Annotated in this window: 26 protein-coding genes and 1 tRNA gene; 20 read left to right on the top strand and 7 right to left on the bottom strand. The window is 60.7% G+C overall.

All coding sequences use genetic code 11. The annotated features are described in order from the left end of the window. Nucleotides 1–13: 13 nt before the first annotated feature. Entirely contained in the window at nt 14–1729 is a 1716-nt protein-coding gene (locus Q7C30_RS06865; protein WP_317871078.1) for a proline--tRNA ligase, read from the bottom strand. 159 nt (nt 1730–1888) lie between these two features. Next, nucleotides 1889–3181 carry an OprD family porin gene (locus tag Q7C30_RS06860; RefSeq protein ID WP_295485842.1) on the bottom strand — a complete coding sequence of 431 codons (1293 nt, stop codon included), beginning with the start codon at nt 3179–3181 and terminating at the stop codon, nt 1889–1891. A 737-nt stretch (nt 3182–3918) separates the two neighbouring features. Between Q7C30_RS06860 and Q7C30_RS06855 the strand changes: the two genes are divergently transcribed. Both Q7C30_RS06855 and Q7C30_RS06850 read left to right on the top strand, forming a co-directional pair. Then, a complete protein-coding gene (locus Q7C30_RS06855) occupies nt 3919–4338 on the top strand; it encodes an HIT domain-containing protein (RefSeq protein WP_317871077.1) in 420 nt (139 codons plus the stop codon). 2 nt (nt 4339–4340) lie between these two features. After that, entirely contained in the window at nt 4341–4547 is a 207-nt protein-coding gene (locus tag Q7C30_RS06850; RefSeq protein ID WP_317871076.1) for a SlyX family protein, read from the top strand. Nucleotides 4548–4567: 20 nt separating this feature from the next. Here the strand turns inward: Q7C30_RS06850 and Q7C30_RS06845 are convergent, their stop codons facing one another. Then, on the bottom strand, nt 4568–5161 hold the full coding sequence (locus Q7C30_RS06845; RefSeq protein ID WP_317871075.1) for a cold shock domain-containing protein: 594 nt from the start codon (nt 5159–5161) through the stop codon (nt 4568–4570). 276 nt (nt 5162–5437) lie between these two features. Between Q7C30_RS06845 and Q7C30_RS06840 the strand changes: the two genes are divergently transcribed. The 18 genes from Q7C30_RS06840 to Q7C30_RS06755 all read left to right on the top strand — a co-directional run bounded on the left by Q7C30_RS06840 (nt 5438) and on the right by Q7C30_RS06755 (nt 18937). Then, complete coding sequence (locus Q7C30_RS06840) at nt 5438–5911, top strand: Dps family protein (protein WP_029611902.1); 474 nt, start codon at nt 5438–5440, stop codon at nt 5909–5911. Nucleotides 5912–6086: 175 nt separating this feature from the next. Then, nucleotides 6087–6404 carry a ribbon-helix-helix domain-containing protein gene (locus Q7C30_RS06835; RefSeq protein WP_295485863.1) on the top strand — a complete coding sequence of 106 codons (318 nt, stop codon included), beginning with the start codon at nt 6087–6089 and terminating at the stop codon, nt 6402–6404. Between the two features lie 92 nt (nt 6405–6496). Continuing rightward, nucleotides 6497–6715: a zinc ribbon domain-containing protein gene (locus tag Q7C30_RS06830; protein WP_039579487.1), complete on the top strand. Its 219-nt coding sequence runs from the start codon at nt 6497–6499 to the stop codon at nt 6713–6715. Nucleotides 6716–6809: 94 nt separating this feature from the next. Next, nucleotides 6810–8585, top strand: a complete 1776-nt coding sequence (aspS, locus tag Q7C30_RS06825; protein ID WP_039579485.1) for an aspartate--tRNA ligase — start codon at nt 6810–6812, stop codon at nt 8583–8585. A 108-nt stretch (nt 8586–8693) separates the two neighbouring features. Further along, nucleotides 8694–9440, top strand: coding sequence for a YebC/PmpR family DNA-binding transcriptional regulator (locus tag Q7C30_RS06820; RefSeq protein WP_039579483.1), 747 nt, complete (start codon nt 8694–8696; stop codon nt 9438–9440). Between the two features lie 84 nt (nt 9441–9524). Continuing rightward, nucleotides 9525–10049 (top strand): crossover junction endodeoxyribonuclease RuvC, encoded by a 525-nt coding sequence (gene ruvC / locus Q7C30_RS06815; RefSeq protein ID WP_029611898.1) that lies wholly within the window; start codon nt 9525–9527, stop codon nt 10047–10049. A 109-nt stretch (nt 10050–10158) separates the two neighbouring features. Next, complete coding sequence (ruvA, locus tag Q7C30_RS06810; RefSeq protein ID WP_317871074.1) at nt 10159–10776, top strand: Holliday junction branch migration protein RuvA; 618 nt, start codon at nt 10159–10161, stop codon at nt 10774–10776. Next, nucleotides 10773–11819, top strand: coding sequence for a Holliday junction branch migration DNA helicase RuvB (gene ruvB, locus Q7C30_RS06805; protein ID WP_317871073.1), 1047 nt, complete (start codon nt 10773–10775; stop codon nt 11817–11819). Before ruvA ends, ruvB begins: the two co-directional genes overlap by 4 nt. 126 nt (nt 11820–11945) lie before the next feature. After that, the gene (gene ybgC, locus Q7C30_RS06800; protein ID WP_029611895.1) at nt 11946–12398 is read left to right on the top strand and encodes a tol-pal system-associated acyl-CoA thioesterase; all 453 of its coding nucleotides are present in this window, start codon (nt 11946–11948) and stop codon (nt 12396–12398) included. Nucleotides 12399–12400: 2 nt separating this feature from the next. Next, a complete protein-coding gene (gene tolQ / locus Q7C30_RS06795) occupies nt 12401–13096 on the top strand; it encodes a protein TolQ (RefSeq protein WP_039579479.1) in 696 nt (231 codons plus the stop codon). A 14-nt stretch (nt 13097–13110) separates the two neighbouring features. Beyond that, entirely contained in the window at nt 13111–13563 is a 453-nt protein-coding gene (tolR, locus tag Q7C30_RS06790; RefSeq protein ID WP_029611894.1) for a protein TolR, read from the top strand. Beyond that, nucleotides 13563–14630, top strand: a complete 1068-nt coding sequence (tolA, locus tag Q7C30_RS06785) for a cell envelope integrity protein TolA (RefSeq protein WP_317871072.1) — start codon at nt 13563–13565, stop codon at nt 14628–14630. The genes tolR and tolA overlap by 1 nt, the downstream gene beginning before the upstream one ends. A gap of 47 nt (nt 14631–14677) precedes the next feature. Then, nucleotides 14678–15928, top strand: coding sequence for a Tol-Pal system beta propeller repeat protein TolB (gene tolB, locus Q7C30_RS06780; protein WP_240327016.1), 1251 nt, complete (start codon nt 14678–14680; stop codon nt 15926–15928). Between the two features lie 53 nt (nt 15929–15981). Continuing rightward, nucleotides 15982–16482, top strand: coding sequence for a peptidoglycan-associated lipoprotein Pal (gene pal, locus Q7C30_RS06775; RefSeq protein ID WP_029611891.1), 501 nt, complete (start codon nt 15982–15984; stop codon nt 16480–16482). 6 nt (nt 16483–16488) lie between these two features. Further along, entirely contained in the window at nt 16489–17301 is an 813-nt protein-coding gene (gene ybgF, locus Q7C30_RS06770; protein WP_039579477.1) for a tol-pal system protein YbgF, read from the top strand. 160 nt (nt 17302–17461) lie between these two features. Further along, nucleotides 17462–18109, top strand: coding sequence for a 7-carboxy-7-deazaguanine synthase QueE (gene queE / locus Q7C30_RS06765; RefSeq protein ID WP_317871071.1), 648 nt, complete (start codon nt 17462–17464; stop codon nt 18107–18109). Nucleotides 18110–18126: 17 nt separating this feature from the next. Further along, entirely contained in the window at nt 18127–18801 is a 675-nt protein-coding gene (gene queC, locus Q7C30_RS06760) for a 7-cyano-7-deazaguanine synthase QueC (RefSeq protein ID WP_317871070.1), read from the top strand. 60 nt (nt 18802–18861) lie between these two features. Further along, nucleotides 18862–18937 (top strand) — tRNA-Lys (locus tag Q7C30_RS06755). Between the two features lie 140 nt (nt 18938–19077). Here the strand turns inward: Q7C30_RS06755 and Q7C30_RS06750 are convergent. The 4 genes from Q7C30_RS06750 to Q7C30_RS06735 all read right to left on the bottom strand — a co-directional run bounded on the left by Q7C30_RS06750 (nt 19078) and on the right by Q7C30_RS06735 (nt 23634). Further along, complete coding sequence (locus Q7C30_RS06750) at nt 19078–20388, bottom strand: hypothetical protein (RefSeq protein ID WP_317871069.1); 1311 nt, start codon at nt 20386–20388, stop codon at nt 19078–19080. Nucleotides 20389–20415: 27 nt separating this feature from the next. Beyond that, entirely contained in the window at nt 20416–21000 is a 585-nt protein-coding gene (locus tag Q7C30_RS06745; protein WP_317871068.1) for a cytochrome b, read from the bottom strand. A gap of 37 nt (nt 21001–21037) precedes the next feature. Beyond that, a complete protein-coding gene (locus tag Q7C30_RS06740) occupies nt 21038–21637 on the bottom strand; it encodes a TetR/AcrR family transcriptional regulator (protein WP_029611885.1) in 600 nt (199 codons plus the stop codon). 98 nt (nt 21638–21735) lie between these two features. Beyond that, complete coding sequence (locus Q7C30_RS06735) at nt 21736–23634, bottom strand: acyltransferase family protein (protein WP_317871067.1); 1899 nt, start codon at nt 23632–23634, stop codon at nt 21736–21738. Nucleotides 23635–23759: the final 125 nt, after the last annotated feature.

The raw sequence follows: 23759 nt of genomic DNA, 5'->3' as shown, positions 1-23759 counted from the left end.
CGTGCGGTATGGGTCAGCGGCAGATGCGGGCCTGCAGGAAGGTCAGCACTTCGTTCAGTGGCAGCGGTTGTGCGTCCTGCTCGGTACGGTGCTTGTACTCCAGGTTGCCGTCGGCCAGGCCTCGGTCGCTGACGACGATGCGATGTGGGATGCCGATCAGTTCCATGTCGGCGAACTTGATGCCGGGGCTGGTCTTCTTGTCGCGGTCGTCCAACAGCACCTCGAAGCCGGCCGCCGTCAGCTCGGCATACAGTTTGTCGGTGGCTTCGCGTACGGCGTCGGTTTCGTAGCGCAGGGGTACCAGGGCGATCTGGAACGGCGCCAGGGCGTCATTCCAGATGATGCCCTTGTCGTCGTGGCTCTGCTCGATGGCGGCGGCGACCACGCGGGAAACACCGATGCCATAGCAGCCCATGGAAAGCACTACAGGCTTGCCGTTTTCGCCCAGTACCTGGCACTTCAGCGCTTCGCTGTACTTGGTGCCGAGCTGGAAGATGTGCCCCACCTCGATACCGCGCTTGATCACCAGCGTGCCTTGGCCATCCGGGCTCGGGTCGCCTTCGACCACATTACGCAGGTCGGCCACCTGTGGCACCGGCAGATCGCGCTCCCAGTTCACGCCAAAGTAGTGTTTATCGTCGATGTTGGCGCCGATGCCGAAGTCGCTCATCAAGGCGACCGAGCGGTCGATGACGCATTCCAGTGGCAGGTTCAGCGGGCCCAGCGAGCCTGCGCCGGCGCCGATGGCGTCGCGCAGTTCCGCGTCGCTGGCCATGACCAGTGGGTCGGCGACCTGTTCGAGCTTGGCGGCCTTGATTTCGTTGAGCTCATGATCGCCGCGTACCACGAGGGCAACCAGCTTGCCTTCCTCGCTGCCGCGCACGATCAAGGTCTTGACGGTCTTCTCGATCGGCAGGCCGAAGCTCTCCACCAATTGGGCGATGGTCTTGGCGTTTGGCGTATCGACCAGGCGCAGTTCTTCGGTGGGCGCCGGGCGCACGGTTTCGCGCGGAATCGCTTCGGCTTTCTCGATGTTGGCAGCGTAGTCGGAGCTGTCGCTGAAGATCACATCGTCCTCGCCGGAAGAGGCCAGGACATGGAATTCGTGGGAGTAGCTACCGCCAATGGAGCCGGTGTCGGCTTGCACGGGCCGGAAGTCCAGGCCCAGGCGGGTGAAGACGTTGGTGTAGGCCTGGTGCATGCGGTCGTAGGTTTCCTGCAGCGAAGCCTGGTCGGCATGGAAGGAGTAGGCGTCCTTCATGATGAACTCGCGGCCACGCATCAGCCCGAAGCGCGGACGGATTTCGTCGCGGAACTTGGTCTGGATCTGATACATGTTCAGTGGCAATTGCTTGTAGCTGGACAGCTCGTTGCGCGCCAGGTCGGTGATCACTTCCTCGTGGGTCGGGCCCACGCAGAACTCACGGTCATGACGGTCCTTCACCCGCAGCAACTCAGGGCCGTACTGCTCCCAGCGCCCGGACTCCTGCCACAGTTCAGCGGGCTGGATGCTGGGCATGAGCACTTCGAGGGCGCCGGCAGCGTTCATTTCTTCGCGCACGACCTGCTCGACCTTGCGCATTACCCGCAGGCCCATCGGCAGCCAGGTGTACAGGCCGGAGGCCAGCTTGCGGATCATGCCGGCGCGCAGCATGAGCTGGTGGCTGATGACGACGGCGTCTGCCGGAGTTTCTTTCTGGGTGGCGAGCAAATATTGACTGGTGCGCATGGGAAGCCGTGTCGATTGCCTGAGTATTTGAAAAGACCCCGCATTGTACGGGCGTCAGAGGAAGGCGTACAGGATGCCCCAGGGCGCCTGCCTTTGTCAGCCATGAAAAAGCCCGGCGAATGCCGGGCTTCTTCGTGGCGCAACGATGCAAGCCGGGGCTTACAGGATGCTCAGCGGGTATTCGACGATCAGGCGCAGTTCGTCGAGCGAGCCCGAACCGTAGTAGACGCCGTCGCTGGAGCGGTAGGTGGCCTGGCGGACGCGGAAGCTCAGATCCTTGGCAGGGCCTTCCTGCAGGACGTACTTCACGTCGATGTCACGCTCCCACTCTTTGCCGTTGTCGCTGGTGGCAGTGTTGGCGCCGGTGCCGCGAACGTAGCGGGTCATGAACGACAGGCCTGGAATGCCGTACTCGGCGAAGTTCAGGTCGTAGCGCGCCTGCCAGGATTTTTCGTCTTCGGCGTTGAAGTCCGAACGGGCAACGGAGTTGGCCAGGAACACAGTACCGCCACCGTCGACGCCGTAGCCATAGTCGCCGTCGCCGGTCACGCGCTGGTAAGCCAGGGTGAAGGTGTGCGCGCCGATGTTATAGGCACCGGAGAGGCTGAATGCACGGTTGTCGAGCTTGGTGGTGCCATCCTTCTCAGCGCGTTGGATGCCGCGACCATCGCTCTTGGTGTCATAGATGTTGAAATCGAACACCAGGCCTTGTTTGTCGGACAGCGGAACAGACCAGTTCACGTTGCCATAGTATTTGCGCCAGTAGTCTTCCACTTTGGAGTAGTAGAGGCTGGTGCTCAGGCCGTCGGTGATGAGGTAAGTGCCGCCCAGGACATTGGCCGACTTCAGGTTCAGGCTGTCGTGATTGGTTTCGGCCTGGGCATTCAGTGCGGTGAAGCGACCAGCGTGCAGGGTCAGCCCTTTGATTTCGTTGCTGGTGATCAACGCGCCTTCAGCGGTTTCCGGCAGCAGACGGCTGTCGTCGGTGGCGAAGACAGGCAGTGCGGTGAATTGCTGGCCGACTTTCAGCACGGTGTCGGAGATGCGGAATTTAACCGCGGCGCCGCCTTTGGAGTAGTCGTCCTGGGAGCGACCGTCCGAGCCAGTAGGGAACAGGCCGGTGCCGGCATAGCCGCGACCGCTGTCGAGCTTGAGGCCCAGCAGGCCGATGGCGTCCACACCCACACCGATGGTGCCTTGAGTGAAGCCCGATTCGAAGGTGCCGATGAAGCCTTGGCCCCATTCGCGCTGGTCGTGGCGAGTGCGGTTGGCGCGATTGGCTGCGGTTTCGGCGTTTCGGTAGTCACGGCTGAAATACAGGTTTCGCATCTTGACGTTCAGCTTGCTGTCTTCGACGAAGCCCTTGGACTCGTCCTGTGAAGAGGCGACAGCCATCTGCGAAGTCCCTGCTGCAACAGCCAGGGCGATCATGCTCCACTTCATCACGCGCATCGTGATTTGCTCCTTTGGTTTAGGAAGAGTACCGCTACGCCCAACTGTTTTTGGTTATACGGGGCAGCGCTTTCTTTTTATGTCCGCGAAAAATGTATATCACGCTGGGTAATCTTGGCGACACCAAAAACGGAACCTTTCGGTAAGTTTATGGTCGTGTCGCTGACAGTTATTTCCATGTCGCAAATCACGCCCCCTTGATCAGGGTTATACAAACTCGGCGCTGCTTGTTCCTCGTAACGCAGCCGTAATGGCAGGGAAGCAAGTCTCGTGGCAAATCCTGCCGCTGTTGTCATTTACCGCGCCTGTGCTGCCTGCGCGGATGACCTGTCGACCTGGCTTTTGCTGAATGCAACAAGCATGCACAAAAACTGTTCCGGTTGATGAAATTTTCACAAATGGCGGGTGGGCATCTCAGATCGCCCGGAAACATGGGGTGTCGAGTGTCTGATGGTATGCCGTGCGGTGAGTGCTGGCCGCGTTTGAATGCTGGCTTTCAGGTCAAGGTGTTACCGTCGACTGTTCATGCTGAGTAGTTTGTGCTGTGTGGCTGTTGAATGGGTGTTTTCTTCGCCTCATTTTGGTGCGAAAAGTAGCGCAGTGTTACCGCTTGCGGTGCATTGGGTTCCGGCGGCTTCATCCTGTGGAGCGTATGGCCTGCCTGGGGCGCCGTCGCCAAGGTATGCTTGCGCTTTTCCGGCGCCCAAGCCGGATCGTCACGAGTGGGGAGGTTTGTGGTGTTTGTTCTGGATGCGCGTCTACAGCAGGATTCACTGGTGCTGGGGGATTTGCCGTTGTGCCGTCTGTTGGTCAGTCGGGATGCCAATTATCCCTGGTTCATTCTCGTGCCCCGGCGCCCCGATGTATGCGAGCTATTCGAGCTGAACGAAGTTGATCGCCAGCAATTGTGGGCCGAGGTGGCGGCGCTGGCCGAGGCGCTGAAGGTTGACTTTGCGGCCGACAAGATGAACGTCGCCACGCTGGGCAATGTCGTGAGCCAGTTGCACGTGCACGTCGTCGTCCGCCACCGCACGGATCCAGCATGGCCTGCGCCGGTATGGGGGAAGGTGCCTGCACGCGATTATACGCCAGGTCAGGTGGACGCCCTGCGTCAACGCATCAAGGCGCTGGCGCTCGATGGTTTCGTGGAGATTTGAAAATGTCGCTGGAGTCACGCGTCATAGAGCTGGAAACGCGCCAAGCCTTTCAGGACGACACCATTCAGGCGCTCAACGATGAGTTGGCGGGACAGAGTCGAGTGATCGAGCGCCTGCAATTGCAGATGGCTGAACTGCTCAAACGCTATGAGGAAATGGTTGGCCATTACGAAGCCGGAGAGGATGAGCCTCCACCGCCTCATTATTGAGGGCGGCGGAGGCGGTTGGGTCAGCGGCGTGACACCGCGACCACGTCTTCGGCCTGCAGGCCTTTGTCGCGATGCATCACGGAGAACTCCACGCGCTGGCCTTCGACCAGGACGCGGTGGCCTTCGCCACGGATGGCGCGAAAGTGCACGAATATGTCATCGCCGCTATCACGCGAGATGAATCCGAAGCCTTTCGAGGTGTTGAACCACTTCACGGTTCCGGTATCGCGCTTGCTGGTCTGCGCCGAATCGGCAGGGTTGTTGCGTGCGAGGCGCGGGCTGCGGGCGAAACCGGCGAACAGGTGCAGAAGCACCGCCAGGGCTGCGCAGAGCAACGCCCACAGGCTGCCGAGTTCGGGGCGGGCAAGCAGGGTAATGGTCTGAAGGATGACCGCGGCCACTAGCAAGGCGCTGGCCAGATTCTGTACCCGTTGACGCATGGTGCGGTAGTAAAGCGGTACTACGGGCGCCAATACCAGATTGAGTAGCCCAAGCAGGGCCAGGTAAAGGGCGTCAGGCTGTTGCAGTAGAGGTGCAGCGTCGGTTCTGAGGCTGGGTATGAGCGAGAGCAGCAAAGCCGCGACGCCCGTCACCAGATGGACGATCTTGAACATTAGGTGGGCTCACATGGTGGATAAGGCCGATCACAGGAAGAGCTGATGGCACGGTGCGCGAAAGCTGAGGGCGCGATCACGTGACAGTCAGCCTATGCACCCGGCAATAACGGTCCGCACGGGTGGCACGATGCCTATTTAACAGTAAAGCCAGGGGCTTCTCAAACCGGCTACCGTAAACGGGTCGATTGAATCGTTTCATGGGAAGCGTCCCACGCGTGTTGGTACAGTCGTTTGGTCTGCTTGATCGTCAAGCCTTATGGAAAGGGGAGATTCATGGCTATTGATATCGGTATCAGTGAAGAAGACCGTAAGTCCATTGTCGAAGGGCTCTCGCGCCTGTTGTCGGACACCTATGTGCTGTATCTGAAGACCCACAACTTCCATTGGAACGTCACCGGGCCTTCATTTCGTACGCTGCACCTGATGTTCGAGGAGCAGTACAACGAACTGGCTCTGGCCGTCGACTCGATTGCCGAGCGTATTCGTGCGCTGGGCTTTCCGGCACCGGGTTCCTACGCGTTCTATGCACGTCATTCTTCGATCGAAGAGGAGGCCGGGGTGCCGCCCGCCGACGAAATGATCCGTCAGTTGGTGCAGGGGCAGGAAGCTGTGGTGCGCACTGCGCGTAGCATCTTCCCGGTGGTGGACAAGGTCAGCGATGAGCCTACTGCCGATCTGCTCACCCAGCGCATGCAGGTCCATGAGAAAACTGCCTGGATGCTGCGGGTGCTGCTGGACGGTCAATAACGCTGTACTGCCGGTGTGATTGTGCGCCAGATGGCCCGGGGTCGCGTGTGGACTCCGGGCCTTTTCGTTGGTGGGAAACGCTTACTGCTGCTCTGCAACGCCTCAACGGCGCTTCATTGCGTCATCCTGGCGCTATTGCTCCAGGGGTGATCGATCAGCGACGAGGGGCGCATCTATGGGGCAGGGGAGCAGAAATGGTGGTTGGCCGAGCAAGGATTGCAAGGACCCTTTCAGGGCAGACTTCAACATGATGCTGGTCGTGCCGGTTTCGCGTTCGGTCAGGCTCAATGGTTTCGCCACCTGCCTGCGTCTGGAGGCCGTCTACTGGCGAATTCTCGAGACTATCGCTCAGGCCAACGGTTGCTCGGTCAGCGCCGTGCTGTCCTATGTCGACCGCGAAGTGCATCTGCGCCAAGGCGGTGTGCGCAACTTCAGTGGGTTGATCCGGGTGATCTGCGTCGCATGGCTGCTGGATCCGCCTCAGACGCACTGATCGCAGGGCGGGCTGCGCTGTACGGCACAACCATATATAATCGCGCTTTTTGCTGCCATGGCAGCCTGCGTTGTGGTTGACGAGAGACCTCCATGCCCCTTTATGACTATCAATGCGCGTCTTGCGACCATCGCCTGGAGGCGTTGCAGAAGATCAGCGCAGCGCCGTTGACCGAATGTCCCGCCTGCCAGGCACCCGCCTTGAAGAAATTGCTCTCGGTTCCCGGCTTCCGCCTGAGCGGCAGTGGCTGGTATGAAACCGACTTCAAGACCGGCGCGAAAAAGAACCTGGCCGGCGACAAGGCCGACTGAGTTGAATTGCAGCGACAGGGTCTTGCACTATTAGCCTTTAGGGCATGCAAGACCGCCACCGATTACACGAATCACGAGAAGCGAAACCACGATCATGATGCGCAGCCATTATTGCGGCCAACTGAACGAGAGCCTGGACGGCCAGGAAGTCACCCTTTGCGGCTGGGTCCACCGTCGTCGCGACCACGGCGGGGTGATCTTCCTCGATATCCGTGATCGCGAAGGCATGGCCCAGGTCGTGTTCGATCCGGATCGCGCCGACACCTTCGCCGCCGCCGACCGCGTGCGCAGCGAGTACGTGGTGCAGATCACCGGCAAGGTGCGCAAGCGTCCTGACGGCGCAGTGAATGCGAACATGGCCTCCGGCGCCATCGAAGTGCTGGGCTATCAGTTGAACGTGCTCAACGAAGCCGAAACGCCGCCGTTCCCGCTGAACGAGTATTCCGATGTCGGCGAGGAAACCCGCCTGCGGTACCGCTTCATTGACCTGCGCCGTCCGGAAATGGCCGACAAGCTGCGTCTGCGTTCACGCATCACCAGCAGCATCCGCCGCTTCCTCGACGAAAACGGCTTCCTGGACGTCGAAACGCCGATCCTGACTCGCGCCACGCCAGAAGGCGCCCGCGACTATCTGGTGCCCAGCCGCACCCACCCCGGCAGCTTCTTCGCACTGCCGCAGTCGCCCCAGCTGTTCAAGCAGTTGCTGATGGTGGCGGGTTTCGACCGTTACTACCAGATTGCCAAGTGCTTCCGCGACGAAGACCTGCGCGCTGACCGCCAGCCAGAGTTTACCCAGATCGACATCGAGACCAGCTTCCTCGACGAGTCCGAGATCATGGGCCTGACCGAGGGCATGATCCGCAAGCTGTTCAAGGAAGTGCTGGATCTGGAGTTCGGCGACTTCCCGCACATGACCTTCGAAGAAGCCATGCGCCGTTACGGCTCCGACAAGCCTGACCTGCGTAACCCGCTGGAACTGGTGGATGTCGCCGACCAGTTGAAGGATGTCGACTTCAAGGTCTTCGCCGGTCCTGCCAACGATCCAAAATGCCGCGTCACCGCCCTGCGCGTACCGGGCGGCGCTGCCATGCCGCGCAGCAAGATCGACGAGTACACCAAGTTCGTCGGCATCTATGGTGCCAAGGGCCTGGCGTACATCAAGGTCAACGAACGTGCCAAGGGTGTCGAAGGCCTGCAGTCGCCCATCGTCAAGAACATTCCTGAGGCCAACCTCGAGGTGATCCTCGATCGCGTCGGCGCGGTCGATGGCGATATCGTGTTCTTCGGTGCCGACAAGTTCAAGGTCGTCAGTGAAGCCTTGGGCGCGCTGCGCATCCGTCTGGGTCACGATTTCGATCTGCTGACCTGCGAGTGGGCGCCAATGTGGGTCGTCGACTTCCCGATGTTCGAAGAGAACGATGACGGTAGCTTCAGCGCACTTCACCACCCGTTCACCGCGCCCAAGTGTACCCCTGAAGAGCTCGAAGCCAATCCGGCCGGTGCCCTGTCGCGCGCTTACGACATGGTGCTCAACGGCACTGAGCTGGGCGGTGGTTCGATCCGTATCCACCGCAAGGAAATGCAGCAGGCCGTGTTCCGCTTGTTGGGCATCGAGGCCGCGGAGCAGGAAGAGAAGTTCGGCTTCCTGCTCGATGCCCTGAAGTTCGGTGCGCCGCCCCATGGTGGTCTGGCCTTCGGTCTGGATCGCCTGGTCATGCTGATGACCGGCGCTCAGTCGATCCGAGAAGTGATCGCCTTCCCGAAAACCCAGAGCGCCGCCGATGTCATGACCCAGGCTCCAGGCCAGGTCGATGCCAAGGCGCTGCGTGAGTTGCACATCCGCCTGCGTGAGCAGACCAAGGTCGAATGATCGATCTGCGCGCCCCGTGAGCGGGGCGCCTCGCGCTGTCGCGCAGGATTCTTCGCGTTCCGCCCTTCGGGGCGGAACCTGTTTTTGTTTCAAGAATTTGGAGTCGTTATGGCCGGTCATTCCAAGTGGGCGAACATCAAGCACCGCAAAGAACGCCAGGATGCCAAGAGAGGCAAGATCTTCACCAAGTGGATCCGCGAACTGACCGTCGCGGCCAAGCAGGGCGGCGGCGATCCGGCCTCCAACCCGCGTTTGCGCCTGGCGCTGGACAAGGCCCTGGGTGCCAACATGAGTCGCGACATCATCGATCGCGCAGTGGCGCGGGGCGCCGGCACCAACGAAAGCGACAACGTCGAAGAGCTCAGCTACGAAGGTTATGGTCCGGGTGGCGTGGCGATCATGGTCGAGGCCATGACCGACAACCGCAACCGCACCGCTGCCGCCGTGCGCCACGCGTTCGCCAAGTGCGGCGGTAACCTGGGCACCGATGGGTCGGTGGCCTACCTGTTCGAGCGCAAAGGCCAGATCAGCTTCGCGCCGGGTGTCGAGGAAGACGCTTTGATGGAAGCGGCCATGGAGGCCGATGCCGATGATGTGGTCGGCAATGACGACGGCTCCTTCGATGTCTTCACCTCCTTCGGCGCTTTCTACGCCGTGCGTAGCGCTTTGGAGGAGGCCGGCTTCAAGGCTGCGGACGCGGAAATCGTCATGCAGCCGACCACCAGTGCGGAGCTGGATGAAGACGCTGCACAGAAGGTGCTCAAGTTGATCGATATGCTCGAGGACCTGGACGATGTCCAGAACGTCTATTCCAACGCGCAGATCAGCGACGAGATCATGGACAAACTCGGCTAAGGTTTCCTTGGCCTTCAGGGCTGCTTCGCGGGCAAGTCGCCGCAGCGAAGCAGCCGACGCAACGTGTTGACAACTGCAGGCCTTATGACGCTGATTTTAGGTATCGACCCCGGTTCGCGCATCACCGGGTACGGCGTTGTACGCCATACGCCGCGTGGCTGCGAGTACGTGGCTTCGGGATGTATCCGCACTGGCGGCGGTGAGCTGCATGAGCGGCTGCAGATCGTCTTTCGCGGTGTCAGCGAGGTCATCCGCTTGCACGGTCCCGTCACCATGGGCATCGAGCGGGTGTTCATGGCGCGCAACGCCGACTCGGCGCTCAAACTGGGCCAGGCCCGTGGTGCCGCCATCGTCGCTGCCGCCGAGGCGGGGCTCGAGATCGCCGAATACACCGCCAGTCAGGTCAAGCAATCGGTGGCCGGAAGCGGCGGGGCCAACAAGGAGCAGGTGATGCTGATGGTGATGCACCTGCTCAAGCTGACTCAGAAACCTCAGATCGATGCCTCCGATGCGCTGGCGATCGCCCTGTGCCACGCCCATACACGCTCCAGTCTGGTGCCGCACGGCCTGACGACTGCGCGTCGACGCGCAGGCCGCTTGCGCCTGTAACCACTTCATGCGCTGATACACATTTTGTCCGGGTGGCGCGTTCACCCGCCGTATTTGCTGATAGGGTTGACCGGTCACTGGCCGGGCAGTCTAGAGAAAGGATCGGAACGTGATTGGACGTTTGCGTGGCACCCTGGCGGAGAAACAGCCGCCGCACCTGATTATCGATGTCAATGGCCTGGGCTACGAGCTGGAGGTGCCGATGACGACGCTGTACCGCCTGCCCAAGGTCGGTGAGACGGTGACCTTGCATACCCATCTGGTGGTTCGCGAGGACGCTCACCTGCTCTATGGTTTCTTCGAAAAACGCGAGCGCGAGCTGTTCCGCGAGCTGATCCGGCTCAATGGTGTCGGTCCGAAATTGGCGCTGGCACTGATGTCGGGCCTGGAGGTGGATGAGCTGGTGCGCTGCGTGCAGGCTCAGGACGCCTCTGCCCTGGTGCGTGTGCCCGGTGTTGGCAAGAAGACCGCCGAGCGCCTGCTGGTGGAACTCAAGGACCGCTTCAAGGCCTGGGAGTCGTCGCCTGCCATGTTCACCCTGGTGTCCGATGGGCCGCTGCCGGTGGCCAGCGCCTCCAGCGCCGAAGCCGATGCGGTCAGTGCTCTCATCTCGCTGGGATACAAGCCGCAGGAAGCGAGCAAGGCGGTGTCGGCGATCAAGGACAAGGCGAGCATGAGCAGTGAAGAGCTCATCCGTCACAGCCTCAAGGGGATGATCGTCAAGTGATCGAAGCCGACCGTCTCATCGCCGCCAGCGGGCGGGATCGCGAAGAGGTCCAGGACCGCGCCATCCGTCCTTTGAGCCTGGACGACTATATCGGCCAGCCAGTCGTGCGCGAGCAGATGGGGTTGTTCATCCAGGCCGCGCGCGGCCGCCACGAATCGCTCGACCATACTCTCATCTTCGGTCCGCCAGGTTTGGGCAAGACCACGCTGGCCAATATCATCGCCCATGAAATGGGCGTTTCGGTCAAGAGCACATCCGGCCCCATCCTTGAGCGCCCTGGCGACCTGGCGGCGATGCTGACCAACCTGGAACCGCACGATGTGCTGTTCATCGACGAAATCCATCGCCTGTCTCCGGTGGTCGAGGAAGTGCTCTATCCCGCCATGGAGGATTTCCAGCTCGACATCATGATCGGTGAAGGGCCGGCGGCGCGCTCGATCAAGCTCGACTTGCCGCCCTTCACGCTTGTCGGCGCCACTACGCGCGCTGGCATGCTCACCAATCCACTGCGCGATCGCTTCGGTATCGTCCAGCGCCTCGAGTTCTACAGCAATCAAGACCTGGCAACCATCGTCAGCCGCTCCGCGCACATTCTCGGTCTGGTCATCGAAGACAAGGGCTCCTTCGAGATCGCCCGTCGTGCCCGTGGTACGCCACGTATCGCCAATCGGCTACTGCGCCGTGTACGTGACTATGCCGAGGTTCGCGGCAAAGGCCAGATCAGCAAGGACATCGCTGACATGGCGCTCAACCTGCTGGACGTGGACGAGCGCGGTTTCGATCACTCCGACCGACGCCTGCTGCTGACCATGATCGAGAAGTTCGACGGCGGTCCGGTGGGCGTCGACAACCTGGCTGCGGCCATCAGCGAGGAGCGCCATACCATCGAGGATGTGCTGGAGCCTTATCTGATTCAGCAGGGCTATATCATGCGCACGCCACGCGGTCGTGTGGTCACCCGCCATGCCTACCTGCATTTTGGTCTGAACATTCCTGGACGCTTTGCCGAGGGAGGAGAATTTTCCGATCCTGACGATCTGTAATCGATCAAATCGGGCATTTCGTGGTCATAGCGCCAGCACCTTGAGGCAGAGCGAACATCATCCCATTTCCAGGCAAAAAAACAGTTGCCGGAGCGGATTGGCAAGCTGAGGAGTAAGCACTAGAGTATGCGCGCGCAAAATCGGCCAGAGCCGTTCGCACATCGCTGTCGGGTTTATTACGAGGATACCGATGCGGGTGGGGTGGTGTACTACGTCAACTATCTGAAATTCATGGAGCGTGCTCGCACAGAGTGCCTGCGCCATCTGGGGTTTTCCCAGTTTGAGCTGGCAGAGCAGGGCCTGTTGTTCGTCGTCCACTCCAGTGAGGCCCGCTATCATGCGCCTGCGCGACTGGACGATGCGCTTCGAGTGACTGCGCAAGTGCTTGAACTCAATCGCGCCAGCCTGCGCTTCGTGCAGCAGGTGTGGCGGGAAAAGGATGAAACGCTGCTCTGCGAAGGGCAGTTCCTGGTGGCCGCCGTGCGCGCCGACACTTTCAAACCCCGGGCCATTCCCGTCGAACTGCGCGACGCGTTCATCGCGCACGGCTCGGGTACTCAATCGAATGCAGGAGAATAAGCGTGGAAGCAAACGTCGTCGACCATACCTCCATGTGGAGCCTGGTCGCCAATGCCAGTGTGGTGGTTCAGCTGGTGATGCTGACTCTCGTGGCAGCCTCGGTGACCTCTTGGATCATGATCTTCCAGCGCAGCACCATGCTGCGCGCCGGTCGTCGTGCGCTGGACGCTTTCGAGGAGCGCTTCTGGTCGGGTATCGACCTGTCCAAACTGTATCGTCAGGCAGGCAGCAACCCTGATCCAGATTCCGGTGTGGAGCAGGTTTTCCGTGCCGGTTTCAAGGAGTTCTCGCGCCTGCGTCAGCAGCCGGGGGTCGACCCTGATGCGGTCATGGAAGGCGTAGGGCGCGCCATGCGCGTGGCCATCTCGCGCGAGGAAGAAAAGCTCGAGCAGAGCCTGCCGTTCCTGGCGACTGTCGGTTCCACCAGTCCGTACATCGGTCTGTTCGGTACCGTCTGGGGCATCATGAACTCCTTCCGCGGACTGGCCAGCGCCCAGCAAGCGACCCTGGCCACTGTGGCTCCGGGTATCGCCGAGGCGCTGGTCGCCACTGCGATCGGCCTGTTCGCCGCGATTCCTGCGGTCATCGCCTACAACCGCTTCGCCGCGCGCAGCGAGACCTTGATCGGTCGCTATTACACGTTCGCCGACGAGTTCCAGGCGATTCTGCACCGCAAAGTGCACACCAGCGAAGAGTAATCAGGTAGACATCCATGGCCCGAGTTCGCCACAAACGCAAGCCGGTCGCCGAGATGAACGTGGTGCCCTACATCGACGTGATGCTGGTGCTGCTGGTCATCTTCATGGTGACTGCACCCATGCTCAACCAGGGCGTGAAGGTCGACCTGCCCAAGGTTTCCAGCGAAGCCTTGCCGCAGGACAACAACGTCCAGATCCTCACCATCTCGATCAAGGCCGACAAGACCTACTACTGGAACCTGGGCAGCGAAGTCGATACCGACAAGCAGATGGCCAAGGCCATGACACTGCCAGAGATGACCGGCGCGGTGACCAAGATCATCGCTGCTGGTCGTGACCAGGGCAAGCAGACCCAGGTGTTCATCCGCGGTGACAAGGCCGTCGACTACGGCGCAGTGATGGGCGCCATGGGCGGTTTGCAGAAGGCCGGTGTCGGTAACGTTGGCCTGATTACCGAGGCGCCCTGATGCAACAGCGAGAGCCATCCGCCTCGGAAAGCTACTTCTGGCCCAGCGTCTGGGCCATCGGCCTGCATGTCCTGGTCTTCGCCCTGCTGTTCGTCAGCTTCGCCATGACGCCTGACCTGCCGCCGTCCAAACCGATCGTTCAGGCTACGCTCTATCAGCTCAAGTCCAAGAGTCAGGCAACCACCCAGACCAATCAGAAGATTGCCGGGGAGGCGAAGAAAACCGCCTCGCGCCAGACTGAAGTCGAGCAGATGGAGCAGAAGAAGGTCGAGCAGGAAGCGGTGAAGGCGGCGGAACAAAAGAAAGCCGACGCTGCTCAAAAGGCCGAAGAAGCACGTGAGGCCGCTGAGGCCAAGAAAGCCGAAGAAGCTGCCAAGGCCGCCGACGCGAAAAAAGCAGCCGAGCAGAAGAAGGCAGAAGAGGCCAAGAAACAGCAGGCCGACATCGCCAAGAAGAAGGCCGAGGACGAAGCCAAGAAGCAGGCTGAGGAAGAGGCCAAGAAAGCGGCTGCCGAAGAGGCGAAGAAGAAAGCCGCTGAAGACGCCAAGAAAAAAGCGGCCGAGGACGCCAAGAAGAAAGCGGCGGCAGCCGAGGACGCGAAAAAGAAAGCAGCCGAGGAGGCCAAGAAAAAGGCCGCTGCGGATGCGCAGAAGAAAAAGGCCCAGGAAGCGGCTCGCAAGGCGGCTGAGGACAAGAAGGCGCAGGCGCTGGCCGAATTGTTGTCCGACACCACCGAGCGACAGCAGGCGCTGGCCGACGAGCAGGGCGACCAAGTGGCGGGTGATTTCGATGACCTTATCCGTATGCGCGCTGCCGAAGGTTGGGCAAGGCCGCCTTCGGCTCGCAAAGGCATGACGGTCGTGCTGCAGATCAACATGCTCCCGGACGGCACCATCACCAACGTGAGTGTGGCCAAGTCCAGTGGCGACGGGCCGTTCGACAGCTCGGCGGTAGCGGCGGTGAAGAACATCGGCCGATTGACTGAAATGCAGGGCTTGAAGCCGAACGAATTCAATCCGTATCGTTCGTTCAAGATGACATTTACACCTGAGGATCTTGCGTTGTGATTAAACGTCTGAGAGGACTGCTGGTCGTGCTCTGCTGCGTGGCAGGCATGGCGGTGGCAGAGGAAAAGAACATCCTGGTCACCAGCGGTAGCGACCGGGCAACGCCTATCGCAGTGGTGCCATTCGGCCTGCAAGGCGGCAGCGTGCTGCCCGAGGACATGGCCGACATCATCGGTAACGACCTGCGTAACTCGGGTTACTACGCGCCTATTCCACGGCAGAACATGATCAGCCAGCCGACCCAGGCCAGCGAAGTCATCTTCCGTGACTGGAAGGCGCTGGGCGCGCAGTATGTGATGGTCGGCAACGTGGTGCCTTCAGGCGGTCGCCTGCAGGTGAGCTACGCGCTGTTCAACGTCGCCACCGAGCAGCAGGTGCTGACCGGCAGCGTCGGCGGCAGCGTCGATCAGTTGCGTGACATGGCGCACTACATCGCCGACCAGTCGTTCGAGAAACTCACCGGTATCAAGGGCGCGTTCTCCACACGTATGCTCTACGTGACCGCCGAGCGCTTCTCGACCAACAATACCCGCTACACCCTGCAGCGGTCCGACTATGACGGTGCGCGTGCGGTGACCTTGCTGCAGTCTCGCGAACCGATCCTGTCGCCACGTTTCGCACCCGATGGCAAGCGCATCGCCTATGTCTCGTTCGAGCAGCGACGTCCGCGCATCTTCGTGCAGAACATCGACACCGGTCGTCGTGAGCAGATCACCAACTTCGAAGGCCTCAACGGCGCGCCGGCCTGGTCGCCGGATGGCAATCGCCTGGCGTTCGTGCTGTCCAAGGACGGTAACCCCGACATCTACGTGATGAACATGGGCTCGCGTCAGATCAGCCGCGTCACTGCTGGCCCGGGCATCAACACCGAGCCGTTCTGGGGTAAAGATGGCAACACCCTCTACTTCACCTCCGACCGTGGCGGCAAGCCGCAGATCTACAAAACGTCGGTCAGCGGTGGTGGTGCCGAGCGTGTGACCTTCGTCGGTAACTACAACGCCAACCCGAAACTCTCGGCAGATGAAAAAACGTTGGTGATGATCCATCGTCAGGACGGTTTCACCAACTTCAAGGTGGCGGCACAGGACTTGCAGCGCGGAAGTGTAAAGATTCTCTCCGAAACCAGTCTTGATGAGTCTCCCACTGTTGCGCCCAACGGCACCATGCTAATCTACGCCACCCGCCAGCAGGGCCGGGGAGTCTTGATGCTCGTGTCGCTTAACGGCCGTGTGAGGCTCCCACTTCCTACCGCTCAAGGCGAAGTCAGAGAACCGTCCTGGTCCCCCTACCTGAACTGATTGCGGCGTAACAATATTGCTTAACACACTGGGGTTTCATTAGGAGTTTCACGATGGAAATGCTGAAGTTTGGTAAATTCGCTGCGCTGGCTCTGGCCATGGCTGTGGCCGTAGGTTGCTCCTCCAAGGGCGGTGACAATGCTGGCGAAGGCGCAGCAGTTGATCCTAACGCTGGCTACGGTGCAAACACCGGCGCTGTCGACGGTTCCCTGAGCGAAGAAGCCGCTCTGCGCGCTATCACCACCTTCTACTTCGAATACGACAGCTCGGACCTGAAGCCAGAAGCCATGCGCGCTCTGGACGTTCACGCCAAGGACCTGAAAGCCAACGGCAATCGCGTTGTTCTGGAAGGCAACACCGACGAGCGTGGTACCCGCGAGTACAACATGGCTCTGGGTGAGCGTCGTGCCAAGGCCGTTCAGCGCTACCTGGTTCTGCAGGGCGTTTCCCCTGCTCAGCTGGAACTGGTTTCCTACGGTGAAGAGCGTCCGGTTGCCACCGGCCACGACGAGCAGTCCTGGGCTCAGAACCGTCGCGTAGAACTGCGTAAGTAAGTTCTCATGCGTATGGGCCGCCGTGTAGTAACCGTCCTCGCCCTCAGCCTGCCGCTCTCGGCACTGGCTGCGGTTCCTGTAGTAGATGACAACGGGGGCAGCTATCCGCCCTCGGGTTATGGCACGAGCGGCGCCTATGCCGGCGCAGGGGCTTCGGCTCCTGCGTCCGCGCAGGGCCAGCTGTTCCTGCAGCTGCAACAGATGCAGGACCAGATCTCCCGCCAGCAAGGCATCATCGAAGAGCTGCAGAACGATGTGTCGCGCATGAAGCAGGAAAACCTGGAGCGTTACCAGGATCTGGACAAGCGCATCAACAGCGGTGCAGCCGCTGCACCCGCCGCAACACCCGATAATTCCTCCACCGGTGGTGCCTCCGGCGCCGCAGGTGCTGCTGCCGGTGCAAGCGCCGCGCAGCAACCGGCAGCCAATGCCGAGCCAGCCGATCCGGCGAAAGAAAAGCTGTTCTATGACGCCGCTTTCGATCTGATCAAGCAGAAAGACTTCGACAAGGCCAGCCAGGCTTTCGCGGCCTTCCTGCGCAAGTACCCCAATAGCCAGTACGCCGGAAACGCGCAGTATTGGCTGGGTGAGGTGAATCTGGCCAAAGGCGACTTACAAGGTGCCAGCCAGGCTTTCGCCAAGGTCAGTCAGCTTTACCCAAAGCACAGCAAGGTTCCTGATTCCCTGTACAAACTGGCTGACGTCGAGCGACGCCTGGGCCATACGGACAAGGTCAAGGGTATCCTGCAGCAGGTTATCAACCAGTATCCTGGCACCTCAGCCGCACAACTGGCACAGCGCGATCTGCAGAAGCTCTGAGCGTTACCGTTCGAAAGAAACCCGCGCCCGTCGCGGGTTTTTTCGTTAGACTCTGTGCCCTTTTTTCGTAAATACGCTGTCGCGGATAACGCCATGTCGAGTCCGTGACAGTGCCTGACGGAGGCGGTCAGCCTGTATAGCTGTCACGCCCGTGGCGATCATGCAAGACACATTACGCATCACCGAAGTCTTTTACTCTTTGCAGGGTGAAACACGCACGGCTGGGTTGCCCACCGTATTCGTGCGTCTCACCGGCTGCCCATTGCGGTGTCAGTACTGCGACAGCGCCTACGCATTCAGTGGCGGCACCGTACGCACTCTGGACGATATCCTGGAGCAGGTTGCCGGCTATCGTCCGCGCTATGTCTGCGTGACCGGCGGCGAACCTTTGGCTCAGCCCAATGCCCTGCCTCTGCTCAAGCGCCTGTGCGATGCCGGTTTCGAAGTTTCGCTGGAAACCAGCGGAGCGCTGGATATCTCGCAGGCGGATACCCGTGTCAGCCGCGTGGTCGACCTCAAGACTCCAGGCTCGCAGGAGGCTCATCGCAATCTCTATGCGAACATCGATCACCTCACGGCCAACGATCAGGTCAAGTTCGTGATCTGCTCGCGCGAGGACTATGACTGGGCCGTATCCAAGTTGATCCAGTACAACCTCGACCAACGCGTCAGTGAGGTGCTCTTTTCTCCAAGCCATCACCAAGTGAGCGCGGCCGATCTGGCCGACTGGATCATCGCAGACAACCTGCCGGTTCGTTTCCAACTGCAATTGCACAAGTTGCTGTGGAATGACGAACCTGGACGCTGATCAAGAGAGTAAACGACATGACTGATAAACGCGCAGTGATCCTGCTGTCGGGCGGGCTGGACTCGGCCACGGTGGTCGCGATGGCCAAGGCTGACGGCTACAGCTGTTACACCATGAGCTTCGATTACGGCCAGCGCCACCGAGCCGAGCTCAACGCAGCGGCGCGCGTCGCCCGCGACCAAGGGGTGGTCGAGCACAAGGTGATTGGCTTGAATCTCGATGGCATCGGCGGCTCGGCGCTCACCGACAGCAGTATCGATGTGCCCGAGGCGCCCACAGAAGGGATTCCGGTCACCTATGTGCCGGCACGCAATACCGTCTTCCTCTCGCTGGCGTTGGGCTGGGCCGAAGTGTTGCAAGCGGGGGACATCTTCATTGGCGTCAATGCGGTGGACTATTCGGGTTACCCGGACTGTCGCCCCGAATTCGTCGAAGCGTTCGAGCGCATGGCCAATCTGGCCACCAAGGCTGGCGTTGAAGGGCAGGGATTCCGGATCCAGGCACCGCTGCAAAATTTGAGTAAGGCCCAGATCGTCCAGGCGGGCGTGGCGCGTGGTGTGGATTACAGCCTTACCGTGTCTTGCTATCAGGCTGACGACGACGGCCGCGCGTGCGGCAAGTGTGACAGTTGCCGCTTGCGTGCCGAGGGATTCAAGGCCGCAGGGGTCGCGGATCCGACACGTTATTTTTGAAAAAAATACGATGGGGTGTTGATTTCATGTGAGAAATCAGTAATATACGCGCCATCCAACGGGTCGTTAGCTCAGTTGGTAGAGCAGTTGGCTTTTAACCAATTGGTCGTAGGTTCGAATCCTACACGACCCACCATTTTCACAGCGGTTGGTGAGAGACAGCGGCAAGGCGCACCCGTGCTGATGCCCATCTCGCAGCCGGTGAGATTCATACGAGGAGCCCGCCCATTGGCGGGCTTTTTCGTGTCCAGCTATCCGTATTTCCCTCGGAGCGCTTCAAAACGGCATGGCCACCACCAACTGGCTATAGAGGTTGGTACCGCTGCCGCCCACCTGATTGCCGCCATCGTGCTCATCCTTGCGCGGCTGATACAGACCCACCAGCGGGGTGACGATCAAGTGATCGTTGATCGCCCATTCGACATACAGGTCCAGTTCCCTGGCTGCGAGGTTTGGTCGCTCGCGGGTGCGCAACGTATCGAACTCGAAGTACAGCGCGCCAACCGTCAGGTTGCTCCTGGGCGTTGCCTTGAGCCCCAGATGATGCACGCCAGTGTTGCTGTTGAAGGGGCCGGCATAGTTTCCGGCGACTTCGCCTTGCAGCCAAGTACCATAGCCGCTGGCCAGCCCGCTGAACAGCGAATCCCAGCCGGCTGAATAGCGGCTGTAGCGATAGGTGATCTGCGGCGTCCAAGGCAACTGGTCGAAGCCGTAGCCAGCCTGCAGATACCACGCCTGCTCAGCACCGCCGCGTGTGTTCTGGTGTGCGTATTCAAACGCGAAGTGGGCGTTGTCGATGCCCGCATTGCCTTCACCTCGAAGGCTGTACACGTCCATGTCCTTGCGAGCACTCTGTGAAACGCTGGCCCAGCGGTCGTCCACGTCGAGGCCGTGAATCCAGGTCAGCCCCAGGGTGCCCAGTGCGTGGGTGTAGTCCAAGGTGCCGGCGGCCAATTCGGTATTGGCCTGGGCGCGATTGTCGGACTTCAGCCACAGCAGGCTGCCATGCAGGCCGTCATCACCGCCGATTCTGAGCCGAGCGGTGCGATCAAACGCGTGACGTGCCGCCAGGTAGTAAGCGCCACCACGGTTCAATGTCCCCTCGGCTGGGCCTTTGCCCAGGTTCGGACCGTCGTCGTTGATCAGAAAGCCGCTGCCCACGCGCAGGGTCTGGCGGCCTGCGGAAAAGTCGATGCCGTCCTTGCCCAGCGCAGGTAACAGGTCGCCCGAGCGCCAGCCCAGAAAAGCGTCCTCGATCTTGGTGGTGCGTTCGGAGCCGTTCGTGTTCCCGGCAGCATCGCCATCACCCCAGGTGCCGGAGCTTACCCAGTTCAGGCTGCCATACAGCGCGCTCGTTGCGCCCAGGCGTTGGTCCGCGCTCAGGCCGTACTTGATGAACCCTTCACGCCATGTGGAGCCGCCCGAGGTGCCGTCGTAGTTCTTGCGGCTGTTGAACGTGCCCCACACGGCCGTGATGTCAGCGTTCACGTGACGATCATCGTCGGCATACAACTCAAGCGCCTGCACAGGGTGATTGGCGAGCAACACGGTGATGGCCACCGGCAGCATGCGTTGTGATCGGTTCATCTCTATTCCTGGGCGCGTCGGGCGCTTTCAGGGTCTGAACTGGGGCAGCATGCGTTTGAGGACGTCATCGCGGCGTCCCCAATGGTGGAAGGCCGCAGCGGCGATGTGCAGCGCGACCACGACCCAGGCCACCCATTTACCGAGGAAATGGTGGACGACATCCAAGGGCGCTTCGAACGCTTCGTAGCTCAGATCGAAGGTCTTGCTGATCCAGGCGAACAGTGCCGTGCTGTCGAAGCCGGTCACGCTGAACAGGCCGAAGTCTGTGGGCGCCCCTGTGCCGAGATAGCCGGTCAGCGGCAGTACGATCATCAGGCTGTAAAGGCCGCAATGCGCCACGTGGGCAAGCCGATGCTCGAGTTTGGAGCCGGGTGGCTCATGGGGTTGGATTTCCAGTAGCCGCCAGAGCAACCGCGGGAGTACGAGAAATCCGATCAGTGGGCCCAGCGCCCAATGGATGTTGAGGACCGGCAAGGATTCTTCGGACGTGTCGTCCATGAACCAGATCACGTAGTACACGACGATGTAGGCTGCGATGAAGGCCGCAGCGGTCGTCCAGTGGAAGAATTTGGCCAGCACGCCAAAGCCCGTTGCGGTGTTACGCCATTGCATCGTAGGTACCTCGTGAGTCGACAGGACTAGGCAGTCTTCAGTGGGCCTTGAGCCCAGTGAGCAGACGCTCCAGTTCCTGAAGGGCCTGGGTCAGGCGCGGCTGTTGATCATCCTCGACCTCGGCGATCCAGAAGGATGCCTCCGTGACGGCGCCATAGAGCATGCGCGCAGTGACCTCCGTATGCAGCGCAGCGACGGTGCCGTCAGCCACCAGCACATCCAGCGAGGCCCGTAACGCTGCAATGCCGACTGACTGCGCCGCCTGTGGAACATCGCCGAACACGGCACGCGCATCTTGCAGGATGATGCGGCGAATCTCCGGCTCCACCGACAACTCCAGGTAAGTGCAGCAGCGCCGGCGAAAGCTTTCCCAGGGGGTGGGCGCCGCGTCCGCAACGGCCTGCAAGCGTTCGGCGACCTCGGCCTCGATTTGCTCGATGACGGCCAGCAGGAGGCCTTCCTTGTTGCCGAAGTGGTGGTAGAGCGCGCCGCGGGTCAGCCCGGCTTCAGCAGTGAAGTCATCCATGGAGGTGTGGGCGAAACCCTTGGTGGCGAACGCCAGGCGCGCCGTTTCCAGCAGCTTGGCGCGGGTTTGCTCGATCATCGTGGCGCGAGTGCGCCGTGTCTGTGGCGGCATGGAGCGTGCCTCGGTCATTGACATACGCAGCGTATGCTATTTTGCATGCGCTGCGTATGTCAATGCTGGCACTGGGGATTGGCGACAGCGTCGCGGCACTACGGCCTGTTCAAAAGCCCGCTGAACACTCGGCGTATTTGCTGATTGCCAGCATCCACCAAGTGATTGTCATCGAAATAAAGGGGCACGCCGTCCTTCGAGCCGAGGCATTCGCCGTCAGGGCACAGGTAAGGCACGGGGTCGAGGGCGATGACATTGCAGTGCGCCGTGGCTGTCTCGATAGCCTTGAGTGCCAGCCGATTGCGTTCGAAATAATCCTCCAAGGGCGCTGAGATATCCGTGCTGTCGCCAAAGATGCGCTTGTGCAGGTTCAGGCCCTTGAACACGTTGAACGGCATTTCTGGAACCGGTTTGAGCACATACACCGGGCGCTGTTTGGCCAGGCTGCAGACGGTATCGGTGTAGGCCTGGATGAACGATCGTTCGTACGCCGGCGCTTTCTGATGTGTGTTCCCAGCGAAGTACAGGCTGTAGCCGCTGTGGCGGCGTTGGTCCGAGTACAGCCCGGCGCGACTGAACAGAAAGAGCGGCACGCCTGGGTAAGCCTGTTCAAGTTGAGAGAACTTGTCGGCATTGAAGCGTTTGCATTGCTCTTCGACCTCTTTGTTGCCCATCTGGAAGTCGAGCAGGGTCGGACAGCCTGCACGCGCCCAGCCGAGCGCAGCACCTGGGTTTTCCAGCATCAATGCGGCAGCGGTGGACTGGGCGTGACTGTCGCCGAGGATGATGGCGTTGATCGTTCCTTCGCCCAGCACGCACTCATCGGCGCCGAAGGCGTTGCTGTTGCAGTGCTGGGTGTAGAGCACGCTTTTATAGTGCGGTTGCTCTTCGTCTTGCACCCAGCGCAGAGCAGGCTGGTGTTTGATGACCGAGCCTGTGATCACCGCGATCGCGGTGACCAGCACGCCGATGCCTGCGTACCTCAGCAATCCCAGTGCGGGACGGGTAAGTGTGCGGGTCCTGGCCTCGAAGGCGTGATAGGACAGTGCGCCGAGCGCGAGCGTCAGCAGGATCGCACAACCGACGGCCGTCGTGCTGTCGAGCAGGCCGCAGGTGTAGAGCACTACCACCAGCGGCCAGTGCCACAGGTAAACGGAATAGGAAATCTTGCCGAGATACTGCAGAGGGGGCGTAACGGCGAAGGCGCTGTTGGCGTTGGCCTGGATAACCAATGCTGCGCCGATCACGGGCAGTAGCGCCATGTAACCCGGCCACGCCGTATCTGCCGATAGCACGATCATCGACCCGGCAATGACGAGAAGCCCTGCACTTTCGCAGACGCTTTTGCCGCGGGGCGAAAGGCTCAGTGGAAACAGGAATACCAGGCCGCCGGCGATCATTTCCCAGGCCCGCGTGGGCAGAAAGAAGAATGAGGCCACGGGATGGCTGACGCTGTAGACAGATGACAGGGCTAACGAACAGACGCCCAGCACCGCGACCAGCCACTTCAATGTGTGCATCGCGCAGCATTTGGCCAGCGCCATCAGAATCAGCGGGTAGAGCAGGTAGAACTGCCATTCCACCGATAACGACCAGGTATGCAGCAACCAGTTTTCATGCAAGGGCGCATCGAAGTAGCTGCCGTCCCGGGCGAAATAATGGTTTGAAGAGAACAGCAGACTTTCCTTGATGGTGCGCAGCAGTTCTCGATAGTCGTCGGTGGCGAGGAAGAAGTACCCGAGAAGGGTCAGCGTCAGACACAGCAGTGCCAGCGCGGGAATGATCCTTCGGGCTCTGGCCGCATAGAAGGCGATCAGGGAAAAGCGTTCGGCCTGCAATCCGCCGATGATCAAGCGGGTCATGAGGAAGCCGGAAATCACGAAGAACAGGTCGACCCCGATGAAGCCAGCGTCGAAACCGGGAATCTTGAAGTGATAAAGAACGACGAACACTACGGCCAGGGCGCGTAGCGAGCTGATGCTCTTGTAGAACGGCATGAGTGGGGAGTCCTGATCTGACCTGGGCCTTGAGGCCCCGCTTCCTTCGAGCTGACAGCCGATTTCACACCGGCGCGCGCGGCGCAGAGTAGCACATTGCCAAAGCCTGCCCGTGGAAGAAGGAC

The organism is Pseudomonas sp. RAC1 (assembly GCF_030658255.1).
In the GTDB taxonomy this organism is placed as follows: Bacteria; Pseudomonadota; Gammaproteobacteria; order Pseudomonadales; family Pseudomonadaceae; genus Aquipseudomonas; species Aquipseudomonas boreofloridensis.
Note: the sequence above shows the minus strand (reverse complement) of the source record. Positions and strands in the feature narration are given on the sequence as shown.